The organism is Mediterraneibacter agrestimuris (assembly GCF_943193195.1).
Lineage (GTDB): Bacteria > Bacillota > Clostridia > Lachnospirales > Lachnospiraceae > Schaedlerella > Schaedlerella agrestimuris.
Window position 1 is genome coordinate 59,251 of sequence record NZ_CALPDG010000008.1, and the last position, 15,308, is coordinate 74,558.

The 15,308-nt window shown below is 39.5% G+C and carries 10 protein-coding genes; 6 read left to right on the forward strand and 4 right to left on the reverse strand.

Annotated features, from left to right (window positions below; translation table 11 throughout):
* The first annotated feature begins 14 nt into the window (after nt 1–14).
* Complete coding sequence (locus NFS18_RS06190) at nt 15–3,359, forward strand: DEAD/DEAH box helicase family protein (protein WP_251389061.1); 3,345 nt, start codon at nt 15–17, stop codon at nt 3,357–3,359.
* Nucleotides 3,360–3,706: 347 nt separating this feature from the next.
* On the opposite strand, the gene NFS18_RS06195 is transcribed toward NFS18_RS06190, so the two are convergent.
* The 4 genes from NFS18_RS06195 to NFS18_RS06210 all read right to left on the reverse strand — a co-directional run bounded on the left by NFS18_RS06195 (nt 3,707) and on the right by NFS18_RS06210 (nt 8,620).
* Nucleotides 3,707–6,100: an ABC transporter permease gene (locus NFS18_RS06195; RefSeq protein WP_251389063.1), complete on the reverse strand. Its 2,394-nt coding sequence runs from the start codon at nt 6,098–6,100 to the stop codon at nt 3,707–3,709.
* 11 nt (nt 6,101–6,111) lie between these two features.
* Nucleotides 6,112–6,777 (reverse strand): ABC transporter ATP-binding protein, encoded by a 666-nt coding sequence (locus tag NFS18_RS06200; protein WP_251389065.1) that lies wholly within the window; start codon nt 6,775–6,777, stop codon nt 6,112–6,114.
* A gap of 128 nt (nt 6,778–6,905) precedes the next feature.
* Nucleotides 6,906–7,937, reverse strand: a complete 1,032-nt coding sequence (locus tag NFS18_RS06205; RefSeq protein ID WP_251389067.1) for a sensor histidine kinase — start codon at nt 7,935–7,937, stop codon at nt 6,906–6,908.
* Complete coding sequence (locus NFS18_RS06210; RefSeq protein ID WP_251389069.1) at nt 7,934–8,620, reverse strand: response regulator transcription factor; 687 nt, start codon at nt 8,618–8,620, stop codon at nt 7,934–7,936. Before NFS18_RS06210 ends, NFS18_RS06205 begins: the two co-directional genes overlap by 4 nt.
* A 271-nt stretch (nt 8,621–8,891) precedes the next feature.
* Here NFS18_RS06210 and NFS18_RS06215 point away from each other — a divergent pair, with 271 nt between their 5' ends.
* The 5 genes from NFS18_RS06215 to hisC all read left to right on the forward strand — a co-directional run bounded on the left by NFS18_RS06215 (nt 8,892) and on the right by hisC (nt 15,283).
* Complete coding sequence (locus tag NFS18_RS06215) at nt 8,892–10,625, forward strand: ABC transporter ATP-binding protein (protein WP_251389070.1); 1,734 nt, start codon at nt 8,892–8,894, stop codon at nt 10,623–10,625.
* Between the two features lie 317 nt (nt 10,626–10,942).
* Complete coding sequence (locus NFS18_RS06220; RefSeq protein WP_251389071.1) at nt 10,943–11,743, forward strand: SDR family NAD(P)-dependent oxidoreductase; 801 nt, start codon at nt 10,943–10,945, stop codon at nt 11,741–11,743.
* A 253-nt stretch (nt 11,744–11,996) separates the two neighbouring features.
* Nucleotides 11,997–12,896 (forward strand): DUF2156 domain-containing protein, encoded by a 900-nt coding sequence (locus NFS18_RS06225; RefSeq protein ID WP_251389073.1) that lies wholly within the window; start codon nt 11,997–11,999, stop codon nt 12,894–12,896.
* A 59-nt stretch (nt 12,897–12,955) separates the two neighbouring features.
* Nucleotides 12,956–14,158 carry a pyridoxal phosphate-dependent aminotransferase gene (locus NFS18_RS06230; protein WP_251389075.1) on the forward strand — a complete coding sequence of 401 codons (1,203 nt, stop codon included), beginning with the start codon at nt 12,956–12,958 and terminating at the stop codon, nt 14,156–14,158.
* Nucleotides 14,159–14,221: 63 nt separating this feature from the next.
* Entirely contained in the window at nt 14,222–15,283 is a 1,062-nt protein-coding gene (gene hisC, locus NFS18_RS06235) for a histidinol-phosphate transaminase (protein WP_251389077.1), read from the forward strand.
* Nucleotides 15,284–15,308: the final 25 nt, after the last annotated feature.

A 15,308-nucleotide genomic window follows, 5' to 3' on the forward strand; every position in this document is an offset into this window, starting at 1 on the left:
ATGGGAGGCATTCTATGATAACCAATTTTGATTACTTAAAAAATGATTCAAAATTTTCGAGATTTGCAGATGTTGCTATATCTGCGGAGAAGATTATTCTTATGGATCCAGAAGCTAGTATTATCAATAGCCGCCGAGCGATGGAGTTTGCGATAAAGTGGATGTATTCTGTGGATTCTGAACTTGAAATGCCGTATCAGGATAATCTGCAAAGTCTTATGAATGCAGAGGAATATAGGCAGATTGTGGGAATGGATTTGTGGAAGCGCATGGATTATATAAGGAGATGTGGAAATAATGCAGCTCACAGTAATAAGAAATTGGGAAGAGACGAGGCAATGCTTTGTCTTGAGAATCTGTTTATATATTTGGACTTTATCGCATATTGTTATTCAGATCAGTATGAAGAACATTCTTTTGATAAAACAATCATTACTTCTCGAATTGAGAAAGCAAGGGAATCAAAAGAGACAGCTAATGCCACAAAAGCACAATTAGCAAAAGAACAAGAGAAGTCTACGAAACAAGAGATTGATTTACAGAAATTAATTGCGGAAAATGCTTCTTTGAAGAAAGAATTATCTGTCCGCAGGCAGGAACAACAGCAGACTTATGTTCCTAAGCCGCTTGATTTGTCAGAGTATAAAACCAGAAAACTATATATCGATTCTATGCTTATGGATGCAGGCTGGGTTGAAGGGAAGGATTGGATGAATGAAGTAGAACTTTCTGGAATGCCCAATAAATCAGGAGTTGGTTTTGCTGATTATGTCCTTTATGATGATATGCATCACCCATTAGCAGTTATTGAAGCTAAGAGAACATGTGTAGATGTTTCGAGGGGAAGACAACAGGCGAAGCTTTATGCTGATTTGTTAGAACAAAAATATAAAAGAAGACCGGTTATTTTTCTTACAAATGGATTTGAAACACATATTATTGATGGACAATATCCTGAGAGAAAATGTTCGGTTATTTATTCGAAAAGAGACTTGGAGAAATGGTTCAATTTATTGACTATGAGAACAAGTCTTAAGCACATTATAGTGGACAAGAATATTGCCGGGCGATATTATCAGGAATCTGCTATTAAAGCGGTATGTAACAGTTTAGATGAAAAGAACCGTAGGAAAGCTTTGCTTGTTATGGCAACGGGTTCAGGAAAGACAAGAACGGTAATTGCATTGTGTGATTGCTTGTTGAAAACTGGTTGGGTAAAAAATATTCTTTTTCTTGCTGACAGGAACTCGCTCGTAACACAGGCAAAAAGAAGTTTTGTGAATATGTTGCCGAATTTATCGTGTACAAATCTTGTTGAAGAAAAGGATAACTATAATGCACATTGTGTTTTTTCAACTTATCAGACGATGATGAAGTGTATTGATACGGTAAATGATAACGAAGGAAAACTATTTACATGTGGTCATTTTGACCTTATGATATGCGACGAGGCGCATAGATCCATTTATAACAAGTACAGAGACATCTTTTCATATTTTGATGCTCCATTGATTGGTCTTACAGCTACACCAAAGGATGAAATTGATAAGAATACATATGAAGTCTTTGAATTAGAGAACGGTGTGCCTACATATGGATATGATTTGGCACAGGCTGTAAAAGATGGGTATCTTGTTGACTATGTTTCTGTGGAATCGAAACTTAGGTTTATAGAGCATGGAATTGTATATGATGAATTGTCAGAAGAGGATAAAAAGGCATATGAGGAAACTTTTGAGAATGAACATGGAGAATTGCCGGAGTCAATAGATTCGTCAGCTCTTAACACATGGATATTCAATGAGGATACTATAAAACAAGTTTTAAATATATTGATGACAAAGGGCATTAAGATTGATTATGGCCAGAAACTTGGTAAGACAATTATTTTTGCAAAGAATCATGGTCATGCTGAGAAGATACTAGAAATTTTTAACAAGGAGTATCCACATCTTCCGGATTATGCAAAAGTAATAGATAATTATATGACCTATGCACAGAGTGCGATTGATGAGTTTTCTGATCCAAAGAAGATGCCACAGATTGCAATTTCTGTAGACATGTTAGATACGGGTATTGATGTACCGGAAGTTCTGAACTTAGTATTTTTTAAAAAAGTAATGAGTAAAGCAAAATTCTGGCAGATGATTGGACGAGGTACAAGGCTTTGCACTGGTTTACTTGATGGAGAAAATAAGCAGAAGTTTTATATCTTTGATTTTTGTGGGAATTTTGAATTTTTCCGAATGAATAAAGGAAAAGCTGCAGCGAATATGATTGCGCCTCAAGGGGCGATTTTTAATTTGAAATTTGAAATTTCTTATAAGCTTCAGGATATCGAATATCAGATTGACAGACTGATTGCATATCGTAATGTATTGGTTAAGCAAATGAGTGAGAAAGTACAGGAATTACCAAGGGATAACTTTGCTGTGCGTCAGCATCTGAAGTATGTGGATTTATATTCTTCAGAATCAAATTATAATGCTCTTACATATGAGGATACATTAATTGTCAGGGAAGAAGTTGCACCTTTGATATTACCGGATGGAGATGAGGCAAGTGCGGTTCGGTTTGATGCACTTATGTATGGAATTGAACTAGCTTACTTAGTCGGAAAGAAGTATTCAAAAGCTCGTACGGATTTGTACAAAAAAGTTGCTGGAATTGCAAGTGTGGAAAATATCCCTGAAATTCAGGCACAGTCAGATTTGATCAACAAGATTTTAAATGCAGATTATGTTGATAATGCCGGAATTAATGAATTTGAAGAAATTAGAAAAAAACTTCGTGATTTGATGAAATATTTACCTCATCCAAGTGTTCGGTATGATACTAATTTTACAGATGAATTGCTTTCAACGGAATGGAAAGAATCTGAACTTGAAAATGATGAACTTAAGAATTACAAGGCGAAGGCGGAGTATTATATCAGACAACATCAGGATAATATTGCAATTGCCAAATTAAAGACAAATCAACCTTTGACACCAACAGATGTTGCAGCGTTAGAAGAAGTACTATGGGATAAAGTTGGCACAAAGCAGGATTACGAACATGAATTTGGAACTAAGCCACTTGGCGAATTTGTCCGTGAGATTGTAGGATTGGATATGAATGCTGCAAAAGAAGCATTCTCGGAATACCTGACAAATACAAGCCTTGATAGCAGACAGATTTACTTTGTGAATCAGATAGTGGAATATATTGTTCATAATGGAATGATGAAAGATCTTTCTGTTCTTCAGGAATCACCATTTACTGATCGGGGAAGTGTGGCTGAGATATTCACTGATTTGACCATGTGGATGGGAATTAGGAGGGTTATAGATACAATAAATGCCAATGCGGCAGCGTAGATTATTGTAATCCGGCAAATTAAAAATGTGAATTCCATAGTGAAAGCCTCCATTACATAGTTTGTTGATCATATGAGGAGTTAAACTGTAAAAGTAATAGAAACATCCTAATCGCTCAAAGGATAACCTAAAAACAGGTGAAATTGCTTCAGTTTTGCAGCAATTCATAAATATCTCTAAAATCGTCAAATACATATTCAAAAAAAGGGGCTGTCCTGTCGGGAAAAGGCAGATTCACTACAATATATACTGGAGTTTATTCAGACTCATAACCGTATATTGTATGTGGAGTCTATTTTCCGACTGCCTCTTAATCTCTATATCTTGTCTTTCTTAATAAGAAAATATCATCTCAATAATTCTATCACTGATAATTTATTTTGGTACTTCAATGCTGTTTCCGTAATAGTGCTGCTGCACAAAATGACAGTTATACAATAAAGAATGGCAATTCCAAATGGAAATTGATAATTCAAATAACTCATCAAACTATTCTTCAAAAAAATACAAAGAGCGTATCCGATACCTCCTCCAACAACAAGCGATAAAACAAGCCCGGTGAATACCAAAATCAATCCTTCATAATGTATCATTGAGGAAATCTGCTTTTTAGACATTCCTATAGAGTGCATAAGGGCAAATTCTTTACGTCTTGTTATGATACCGGTCAAAATAGTATTCAGTAAATTCATTACTGAAAAACAACCTATGAATATGATTGCAGCTGCAAGAGCAAATTTTGTCCCCTGCAGAAAATTTTCGTTTTGGGCGATAGCAGACGAGAGGGTAATAACATCTAAATGTGGATTTTCTTCTAAAATCTGTTCTATTTCCTTTTCCGCCTGTTTTTCAAAATCATTTTCAACACATATTACATATTGATAAGTTAAATTGCTGTCTGAAAACTTTTTCATAGAATCAACGGGCAGTAATAGCATATCAATCTTGTCACCGTAATTTCCTATTTTGCTTTGGTCAAGAATTGCCGCTATTTTAAATTGCATATTCCGGCTATGATTTCCATCAAATATTTTTAATGTGACAGACGCGCCAACTTCTGGCTGCACGCCGAAAGTTTTCTCAAAATCATTTGGTCTGCCGATAATAAGCTCATTTTGGGATGCTAATTCTTGATAATCAGGAATTTCTCCTTTTAAAACACAACTTTGCATTAACTCCATATCTTCTGATGCAAATCCCACAATTTCTGCATCCGATTCCGCTGCCTGCAAATCGATGGACACAGGCAGATGCTTATCATCTGCAATTTCTTTTATGCCTGAAATATGGGCTAACACATGATATGTTTCTTCTGTAAACGGGCTTTCTTTTTGAAGATTCTCCAATGCATTTTCCCGTAATTCTTGATTTGTAAATCCTATAACGAATTGTCCCCTCGTAAACCCAGATAAAGACATCTCCCTTGCATCTATAGATGAGAGGACAGATGACAGTCCTAATAGTAAAACCCCTGTCAATATAAGAGAAACTATTGTCAGAATATTCTTTTTTTTATAACGCAGCATTTGGTTCTTTGCCAGGGCATATGGGGTCAGCCTGCGCTTTTTTCGTATGTTTTTGTAGATGTTATCCGCTTCGTAGCGAGAAGCATCTATAGGTGAAATAGTTGACGCTATTTTTGCAGGTTTTTTAATGGATAAGCGTACTGTGATATAAACTAAAACGGCAGCCAACGGGCAGACCCATACCAGATTATTTATTCTGAATCCTTGCGGAACTAAAATATAAGATAAAAGAATACCTGTTATTAATCCAATTGGAATTGCAGCCAGTGTAAGGGAAGCCCCTTCTTTTAACACAAGTCGTCTTATCTGTTTCGCTGTCATACCAATCGTGCGTAATTGACCGTATTTTTTAATTGAGCTGACAATCGAAATATAAAAGATGCAATAAATAACTAATATACTTGCCATAATAATAATTGCAAGCCCGAAAACTGCTGCAGCAGTCATCAAAATGGATGGCTGACTGAGTTTAATATACGCTTCATTCACAGATGGCGACTGTTCTATTCCTGTGTCTGAAGCTATTTGAGTTACAATCCCCTCAATATCCGCATGACGCTGCAATACATCTTTCTTTATCCGAAACATAGTTATAGGAGAAAAATTTTCCCATCCATTTATTGCTGCAAAATACTTTTCCGAAACGATGGCGGCATATAAAGTTCTTTCTAGTCCCTTTGCCGCCGTTTCTAAATAACCAGATATGACAAAATCTACTTTTTTCTGTCTGTCAGAAATAAGCAATGAAATAGTATCCCCAATCCCGGCATTTATTTTTTGACTAAGCAGATATTCTTTTTCAATTATGATTTCATTTTCTGCTTTAGGCATTTCCCCCTCTGAAACAGATAACCCATTTAAAATAAGACTTTCTTTATTTGAGTAAGAAATATTCAAACGATTTTCACCAACTTTAATACTCCCTATAGCGGCGGACACCCCTGACAAGTCTATGCGTGAATCTGTGGATATCTTATTATGCTGTTCCTTTGTCACGCCAGAGATAAGAGCATGGTAGGATCCCGTAATACTATTACCGCCATTTTGATTTACGTTAATAATCTCTGAAACAATCATCAATACTGCCGTCATAAGAAACGTTGACAATGCAATAGCGATAATGGTAAGCGCTTTTTTTAATTTATCATTCTTTAATTGTGCAGAAACAATTTTATTTATAACACGGCTGGTGTCATTTTCAAATGGCAAAGTCATCTTTCCACCTCCTATGCCTTAATTTTTCCATCTTCAATTCGTATGATTCGGTCTGTAAGCTGTGCTATTTCCTGATTGTGTGTAATCATTACAATGGTTTGATTAAACTCAGTATTTGTGCGTTTCAGTAATCCTAATACATCAGCACTGGTACGGCTGTCAAGATTTCCAGTCGGCTCATCCGCTAATACGATAGCAGGCTTTGTGACAAGAGCGCGGGCAATGGCTGCTCTCTGCTGTTGACCGCCCGAGAGATTATTTGGCATATTATAAAGTTTGTCTTCCAATCCCAGCATGGAAACAACCTCATCCATGAATTTCTGGTCTACCATATCGCCGTCCAATTCCACTGGAAGAACAATGTTCTCATATACATTCAGAATAGGAACAAGGTTATAATTTTGAAAGATAAAACCAATGTTGCGACGGCGGAAGATTGTAAGCTGCTCATCATTCATTTCTGCCAGTTCCTTGTTCCTGACACGGACAGAACCAGATGTTGGAACATCAAGACCCCCCATCATGTGTAACAGGGTAGATTTCCCACTACCAGAAGTGCCGACTACCGCTACAAATTCTCCCTGCTCTACTGCAATGGTCACACCGTCAAGTGCATAGGTGACGTTTGGTTCAATACCATAATACTTCTTCAAATCTGTCGTCTGTAAGATACTCATACGAATACCGCCTTTCTTTCATGCGGCTGCCGCCGCTATTTGATAAGCATATCATAAGATTCAAATGTTACAGAAATGTCCTAAATTCTACGAAACTCCTTCTCGAATTGTTTCAGTTTTAGGATGTTTCACTTTTTTGGTAAAAAAACAGAAAAAGTAGAACCATTTCCAACGATAGAGTCAACCTTAATGAAGCCGCCTTGCATAGTAATAATCTCACGGGCAAGGTAAAGACCAATGCCTATTCCATCTATGGCATGTACTGCTTCTTCACGGTAAAAACGTCTGAAAATCGATGCCTGCTCCTTTTCTGGAATCCCCCTGCCTGTGTCTGAAACATCAATCTTAATATACATTTCCCATTCCTGTACATCCACATGGATACTGTCATACGCAGAGGTATACTTTACCGCATTATCCAAAATATTATAAAGGGCTTCTGCTGTCCACCGGCTGTCATGAGGAAAAGTCAGATTATCAGGGCAATCTACGGATAAAGTAATCCGCTTTTTTTCAAGGGGTGCAAGAACACTATTTAATGCAGCGGTAAGAGTGTCTGTGAAAGAAACTGTTTTTTTTCCTAATGTAATGACACCTGTTTCAAGTCGAGAAGTTTTTACCATGGCTTGTATGAGAAAATCTAATTTATCAAGCTGACTTCCCATAGCTTGTAGAAAATCTGCCTGTTTCTCTTTGGACATTTCTCTCGTCAGCAAGGTGTCGTTTATCATTTTGAGATTTGCAATTGGTGTTTTTGTCTGATGAGAAATATCCGACACAAGGGCTTGAATTTCTGCTTTTTCTTCTTCTACTCTTAATCGACTTTGCTGCATAATATCATAGAGCCGTTCCAGTCTGTATGAAATACGGGCAAATACAGTTTCTGCTTCCATATCCGTAATGGGTCTTTCATTTCCGCCTATCATATTATCGAGAGTTAGACATAAGTTATCCGTAAATTCAGAAAGTTTATTTTGAAAGAATTTCAAGAAAAGCATTCCCCATCCCAGAAAAACAACTGTCAGAAATAAACCGTATAATACAAGAGTGCCGTTGCCAGTGAATAAATAAAAAATCAACAGCAAAAATGCTGAAGTAGAGATTAGCCCTATTATCACTAACCAAAAAAATGTTCGGATTGATATCTTTTTTGATTTCATTTCTTTTCACCACCAACCCATTGATAGCCTATACCGTAAGTTGTTTTAATATATTTGCGTCCATCCACTTCAATTTTTTTACGGATTCGGCTAATTATTGTTGTCAGAGTGTGCTCATCCACAAAGTCGCCGTCAACATCCCACAGTCTTTCCAAAAGCTGCCTTTTCGTCAAAATCAACCTATCATTCTTAGTAAAAATAAATAGGGCACGGTATTCCTTCGGTGTGAAATCTATGGGGGTGCCAGCCAGTGTCGCACACTGTTCGGAAAAGTCAATTTTAAGAAAACCGTCCTCGTATAAGTCATGGCATGGACGATGCTGTTCTATGGTTTCAAATACAGCGGCTATCTTCTTACAAAGTACCGCTACAGAAAAGGGCTTTGTTATATAATCAGCTCCACCGACTTCATATCCTTTTAGCATATCGCTCTCTTTATCATTGGCGGTTAAAAAGATAATGTAACATTCCGGATATTTTTCTTTTAATTTGCTGCAAAAGTCAAGTCCGTTTCCATCAGGCAGGTTGATGTCTAACAAAGCAAGATGATAGTCTTCCTTTAATAAACTAACTGCCATAGAATACGAGTATGCAGAAACAACCTCATATCCATCTGATACAAGATTGTAAGCAAGGGTTTTATTTAACAAAGTATCATCTTCCACAATAATGATTTTTTTCATGTGTTCATGTCCTCTCCATTGTTTTAAAAGTATTATACCATCCAAATGTTGCAGAATTGTCCTAAAATCATTTTTTACCCAAACATTTCTAGTATTCCAAATCGTGTGCGGCCACACAAAGTAATGAAACGTCATTGTCTTACAGGGCAATGGCTAGAAGAGAGAAAGCTAAAGCAAAGACAGGAACCGAATCAGATTTACAAATGATTTTGGAAGTGATAAAATGCAAAAAGGATAGAAGAATTTATTAAATATGAGAGGTTTATGAGAAGTGAGAGAGAAACTGAAGAAATTATTTGCCTATTACAGACCGTATAAAAAGCTATTTTACAGCGATTTGCTTTTTGCTGTTCTGGGAGCGGCAGTTACCCTGATCATACCGTTGATCGTCCGTTATATTACAAATGAGGTTGTATATTTTGATGCAGATGAGGCGGGCAGAAGTATTGTAGCGTTGGGAGCGCTGATGATTGGACTGGTATTGCTGGAAGTGTTCTGCAATTTCTATATCGCTTATTTTGGTCATATTATGGGAGCGAAGATGGAAGCAGATATGCGCCGGGATATTTTCGGCCATTATCAGAAGCTGACTTTTGCATTCTATGATAATCAGAAGGTGGGGCATCTGCTGTCCAGAATTACAAGCGATTTATTTGATATCAGCGAACTTTTGCATCACGGGCCGGAAGATTTGGTGATCTCGATTATTAAGATCATCGGTTCTTTTTTGATTCTGCTTACTGTCAATGTGAAGCTGGCATTGGTTGCTTTTGCATTTATTCCTGTAATGGGGGCATATGCTTTTTATTATAATGGAAAGATGAAAACTGCATTTAAGCGGAACAGGGAGAAGATTGCGGATATCAATAGTCAGATTGAAGACAGTCTGTCGGGGATCCGTGTGGTGAAATCTTTTGCCAATGAAGAAGTGGAAATGAAGAAGTTCCAGACCGGAAATGACAATTTTGTTGCTGCTAAGAAAACCAGCTATAAATATATGGGAATTTATCATTCGGGTCTTGGAGCAATGAGCACATTGATCACTGTTGTCGTACTGATTTCCGGTGTGGGAATGATGCTTGGGGGCAAAGTACTTGTAACGGATCTGATTACCTTTTTACTGTATATCAACAATTTTACGGAGCCAGTGAAGAAGCTGGTTACATTTACAGAACAGTTCCAGAACGGCTATACGGGCTTTGAACGTTTTCTGGAGATTCTCGCTGTTGCGCCGGATATTGCAGATAAACCGGATGCAAAGGGGTTGGTAGATGTAGAGGGTGCTGTAGAGTTCAAGAATGTGTCTTTCCATTATGAGGATGATGAACAGCCGGTGTTGAATCATATCAATTTGAAAGTGGATGCCGGGGATTATGTGGCATTGGTAGGACCGTCAGGAGTTGGAAAGACTACGCTGTGCAGTCTCATTCCGCGGTTTTACGAGGTGACGGAAGGAGTTGTGTATCTGGACGGCACAGATATCCGTGATATCAAGTTAGAGGATCTGCGTGGACAGATTGGGATCGTACAGCAGGATGTGTACTTATTTTCAGGAAGTATTATGGATAATATTCGTTACGGCAAGCCAGATGCAACTGATGAGGAAGTCGTGCGCGCGGCAAAAAATGCAAATGCCCACGAGTTTATTATGAGCTTCCCAGATGGATATGATACCGATATTGGACAGCGGGGAGTAAAATTATCAGGAGGACAAAAACAGCGTCTTTCTATTGCCAGAGTATTTTTAAAGAATCCGCCCATTTTGATTTTTGATGAGGCAACTTCTGCATTAGATAACGAGAGTGAACAGGTAGTACAGCAGTCCATGGAACAACTGGCAAAGAACAGGACGACCTTTGTGATCGCCCATCGACTGTCTACAATCCGCAATGCCCAGCGGATTCTTGTGTTGACTGAGACGGGAATTGCAGAGGAAGGAACCCATCAGGAACTGCTGAAGCAGCAGGGAATTTATGCTGGATTGTACGAAATGCAATTCCGGTAAGGCAGGAGTCAGCGTCAGATTCTATAACAGCAGCGACAGCTATGTTACTGTTCACACGGCATTTTGCACTGCGCTGCAAGGTGTCCGGTCAATGAAGTGATGTTAGCGATATATAAAGCCCCTCGCCGAAGGCGACTTAAAATGGGCTTGATACTGTTACTGGAGCACCCGTAGGGTGTGAACAGAAACACAGTTATTATTAAGTAGGAAGAGTAGGAAAAGTGACGGAAATTGTGTTGACGTTTGTACAAGTTGCTGATAGAATTGATTTTAGGGTTTTGATTTTAGACATATATGTCAAAGGAGGATTTTTAGTTATGGGATTTTTAACAGGCAAAACAGTTATCATTACAGGAGGCGGACGTGCTGTTCTCAAAGACGGTAGATGTGGTTCTATCGGTTATGGTATTGCAACAGCTTATGCAAAAGAGGGTGCTAACATCGTTATTACGGGACGTAACGTGAAGAAGCTTGAGGATGCGAAGGAAGAACTGGAACGTCTGTATGGCGTAAAGGTACTCCCGGTACAGGCTGATGTCAGTGCAGGTGCAGACAACGAGGCGGTTGTTCAGAATGTAGTAAAACAGGCAGTGGATGCATTTGGAGGAATTGATGTGCTGATCAACAACGCCCAGGCTTCTGCGTCAGGTGTGACACTGGCAGATCATACAACAGAGCAGTTCAATTTGGCAATGTATTCTGGATTATATGCGACTTTCTACTATATGCAAGCCTGCTATCCATATTTGAAAGAATCTAAGGGCTCTGTTATTAACTTTGCTTCCGGCGCAGGATTGTTCGGCAACTTCGGACAGTGCTCTTATGCAGCAGCAAAAGAGGGTGTCCGCGGGCTGACAAGAGTTGCAGCCAATGAGTGGGGCAAGGATGGAATCAACGTTAATATTATCTGTCCGCTTGCATGGACTGCACAGTTGGAGAACTTTGAGGCAGCTTATCCAGATGCATTTAAGGCTAATGTACACATGCCGCCTATGGGACATTACGGAGATTCGGAATTAGAGATCGGACGTGTTTGTGTTCAGCTTGCATCGCCTGACTTTAAGTATATGACAGGTGAGACGATCACACTGGAAGGCGGAATGGGACTGCGTCCATAAGGGAATGTAACCATTTGTAAGATGTCTGCGGAGGAAAATCTCTGTTATAAACTAATATGATAAGTCGGAACAGTTCGTATGGGAAAAGCGTTTTCCATATGGCTGTTTCGACTTTTTTCTTTGAAAGGTTGTCAGATTTGCCGCCTGTGTGTTATACTCAATAACGTATATTCGGAGAAGCAGGTCATTCTTTGTGTGTCTGGATTCTTACGATAGATTCTGAAAATGGAAAGAAAAGAGAAGGTTTTATTTCATGGAAGATATAGTTTTTAAAAGACCGGAGTTAGAGGATAAGGAGATTATTTCTACTTATTTTGCAAAAGCTCCCAGCAGAAGCTGTGAGCGTACTTTTGCAAATGTATACCTCTGGTCCAGACATTATCATGTAAAATATGCAATTGTAGAGAACGCTCTGGTATTTATGGATGATGAATTTGAGCTGGCATATGCTTACCCGGCGGGAGAGCCTGCAGCTGTGAAAAATGCCCTTGACCGGCTGATGGAATACAGCAGAGAAAAGGGAAATCCGTTTAAGCTCTACAATGTGACAGAGGAGAATTTTGCACAGTTGGAGGAATTTTATCCGGGAAGGTTTACGGTAGAATACGATCGGGATGAGGCGGATTATGTGTACGAGCGAGAGAAGCTGGCTACACTTTCCGGTAAGAAGCTGCATGGGAAACGGAACCACATCAACAAGTTTAAAGCGCTTTATGAAAACTGGAGTTATGAGAGTCTCTCAGATGACAATGTAGAAGAGTGCTTTCAGATGGCGCTGGCATGGCGCAGTCAAAATGGTTGTGAGGAAGATACTCAGAAGAATGCGGAGATGTGTGTTACACTCAATTCCCTGCGATTATATAAGGAACTGGGAATGGTTGGAGGCTGCATCCGTGTCAATGGAGAAATCGTAGCATTTTGTATCGGTGAAGCAGTCTGTGAGGATACCTTTGTAGTTCATGTGGAAAAGGCTTTCGCTGATGTAGAGGGCGCTTATCCGATGATCAACCAGCAGTTTGTACAGCATGAATGTATGGAGTACGAGTATGTCAATCGGGAAGAAGATACCGGAGCAGAGGGACTTCGGAAGGCGAAGTTGTCCTATCGTCCGGCATTTCTTGTGGAAAAAGGGACTGTAACAGAGAAAGTATAAGTGCCGGTATGGTCTGCAATCGCAGGACAGGCATTCATATGAGAAAGGCGGAAGAGAACATGATTTCAAAGAAAATGGAAAATATGGTGGCAAATAGTTCGGCGATTCGTGCGATGTTTGAAGAAGGGAATCGTCTGGCAAAGATTTACGGACGGGAAAATGTATTTGATTTTAGTCTGGGCAACCCAAATGTTCCAGCTCCGGGGGCGGTTAAGAAGGCAATTATGGATATGCTGGAGGAGGAAGATCCGGTAGTGCTCCATGGTTATACAAACAGCAACGCCGGATATCAGGATGTAAGACAGGCAGTAGCGGATTCTCTAAATGAGCGTTTCGGCACACAGTTCCATTATGAAAATATTACAATGACGGTGGGGGCTGCGGGCGGACTGAATGTGATTTTGAAGGCGTTGCTGAATCCGGGAGACGAAGTGATCGCATTTGCTCCTTATTTTGGAGAATACAGAAGCTATACGAATAATTATGACGGTGTTCTGGTGGAGATTTCTCCGAATACGGTTGATTTTCAGCCCAAGTTAGATGAGTTTGAGGCGAAGATTACTGCAAAGACAAAGGCTGTGATCGTGAACACACCGAACAACCCGACAGGCGTTGTATATTCTGAGGAAACGATTCGGAAAATGGCGGCGGTCATGGAGGCAAAACAGAAAGAATTTGGAACAGACATTTATCTGATTTCTGACGAGCCATACAGAGAATTGGTGTATGATGGCGCGGAGGTTCCGTATCTGACTAAGTATTATGCGAATACAGTCATTGGATATTCTTATAGCAAATCGCTGTCCCTGCCGGGCGAGCGTATCGGATACCTGGTGATTCCGGACGAAGCGGCAGACAGTGAGAATCTGATCAATGCGGCAAATGTTGCAACAAGAATTCTCGGATTTGTCAATGCGCCGACGCTGCAGCAGAAGATCGTGAAAGCCTGTCTGAATGAAAAGACAGACATTTCTTATTATGATAGAAACAGAGAGACATTGTATAACGGATTGAAGAAATTGGGATTCGAGTGTATTAAGCCGGAAGGGGCATTTTATCTTTTTGTGAAATCTCCGGTTGCAGATGAGAAGGCATTCTGTGCGGCAGCTAAGAAATATAACCTGCTGATCGTACCGGGGAGTTCATTTGCGTGTCCGGGATATGTCAGACTGGCATACTGTGTATCCTATGATACAGTTGTGAACTCTCTTCCGAAGTTTGCGGAACTTGCAGGCGAATATCCGGAACTGCAGAAGTGTTAGATTTATAAAATGCACAATAGAGAGTCATATGACGCAGTTATCGAAAGAGAGGAAATGACAGAGATGGAATTGAATCAGAAACTTATGAAATATATCCGTACTGTGGAACCCTATGTGCCGGGAGAACAGCCGCAGACAAAAGTGATCAAGTTAAATACAAATGAGAATCCGTATCCTCCCGCACCTGGTGTAAAACAGGCGATGAAAGAAGTGGATACAGATAAACTGCGTCTTTATCCGGATCCGGCGGCAGAAACATTGGTAAGTGTGTTGGCAGAAGCGCATCAGGTAGGAAAGGATCAGATTTTCGTAGGTGTAGGTTCCGATGATGTACTGGCAATGTGTTTTCTGACTTTTTTTAATTCGGATAAACAAATTTTGTTTCCGGATATTACCTATTCCTTCTATAAAGTGTGGGCAGAGTTATACCGGATTCCTTATGAATGTCCCAAGCTGGATTCTGATTTTCGGATTGTAAAGGAGGATTATGATCGGGAAAACGGAGGAATTATCTTCCCGAATCCAAATGCGCCGACGGCAATCTATGAAGACGTGTCTTTTGTAGAAGAAATTCTGGCGCATAACCGTGACGTCATTGTCATTGTAGATGAGGCATACATCGATTTTGCGGGAAAATCTGCTGTAGAATTGATAGATAGATATGACAATCTGATCGTGGTGCAGACCTTTTCCAAATCCCGTTCTATGGCGGGCATGCGTATTGGTTATGCAATCAGTAACCCGGCGTTGATCCGGTATTTAAATGATGTGAAGTATTCCTTTAACTCTTATACGATCAATCAGCTTTCCTTGGTATGCGGTGTGGCTGCAGTGAAAGACAGGGCATATTTTGAGGAAACAACATCGCATATTATCGAGACAAGAGAGTGGGCGAAGCAAAAGCTTGCACAGCTTGGATTTGAATTTCCTGATGCAAAAGCAAACTTTATTTTTGCAAAGCATCCGAAATATGATGCAGGGGAATTGTTTGAAGCCTTGAAGAAAGAACAGATATATGTGAGACACTGGAACAGCGAGCGTATTTCACAGTATCTTCGGATTACGGTAGGAACAAGGGAAGAGATGGAAAAACTGTTTACAGTGTTGGAAAAGATTTGCAGCTAATGATTACATATTTAAAATGAAACAA

Excerpts from the sequence above, each read along its gene's own strand:
- NFS18_RS06190 (WP_251389061.1), top strand. The coding sequence starts at position 15 with ATGATAACCAATTTTGATTACTTAAAAAATGATTCAAAATTTTCGAGA.
- NFS18_RS06195 (WP_251389063.1), bottom strand. The coding sequence starts at position 6,100 with ATGACTTTGCCATTTGAAAATGACACCAGCCGTGTTATAAATAAAATT.
- NFS18_RS06200 (WP_251389065.1), bottom strand. The coding sequence starts at position 6,777 with ATGAGTATCTTACAGACGACAGATTTGAAGAAGTATTATGGTATTGAA.
- NFS18_RS06205 (WP_251389067.1), bottom strand. The coding sequence starts at position 7,937 with ATGAAATCAAAAAAGATATCAATCCGAACATTTTTTTGGTTAGTGATA.
- NFS18_RS06210 (WP_251389069.1), bottom strand. The coding sequence starts at position 8,620 with ATGAAAAAAATCATTATTGTGGAAGATGATACTTTGTTAAATAAAACC.
- NFS18_RS06220 (WP_251389071.1), top strand. The coding sequence starts at position 10,943 with ATGGGATTTTTAACAGGCAAAACAGTTATCATTACAGGAGGCGGACGT.
- NFS18_RS06225 (WP_251389073.1), top strand. The coding sequence starts at position 11,997 with ATGGAAGATATAGTTTTTAAAAGACCGGAGTTAGAGGATAAGGAGATT.
- NFS18_RS06230 (WP_251389075.1), top strand. The coding sequence starts at position 12,956 with ATGATTTCAAAGAAAATGGAAAATATGGTGGCAAATAGTTCGGCGATT.
- hisC (WP_251389077.1), top strand. The coding sequence starts at position 14,222 with ATGGAATTGAATCAGAAACTTATGAAATATATCCGTACTGTGGAACCC.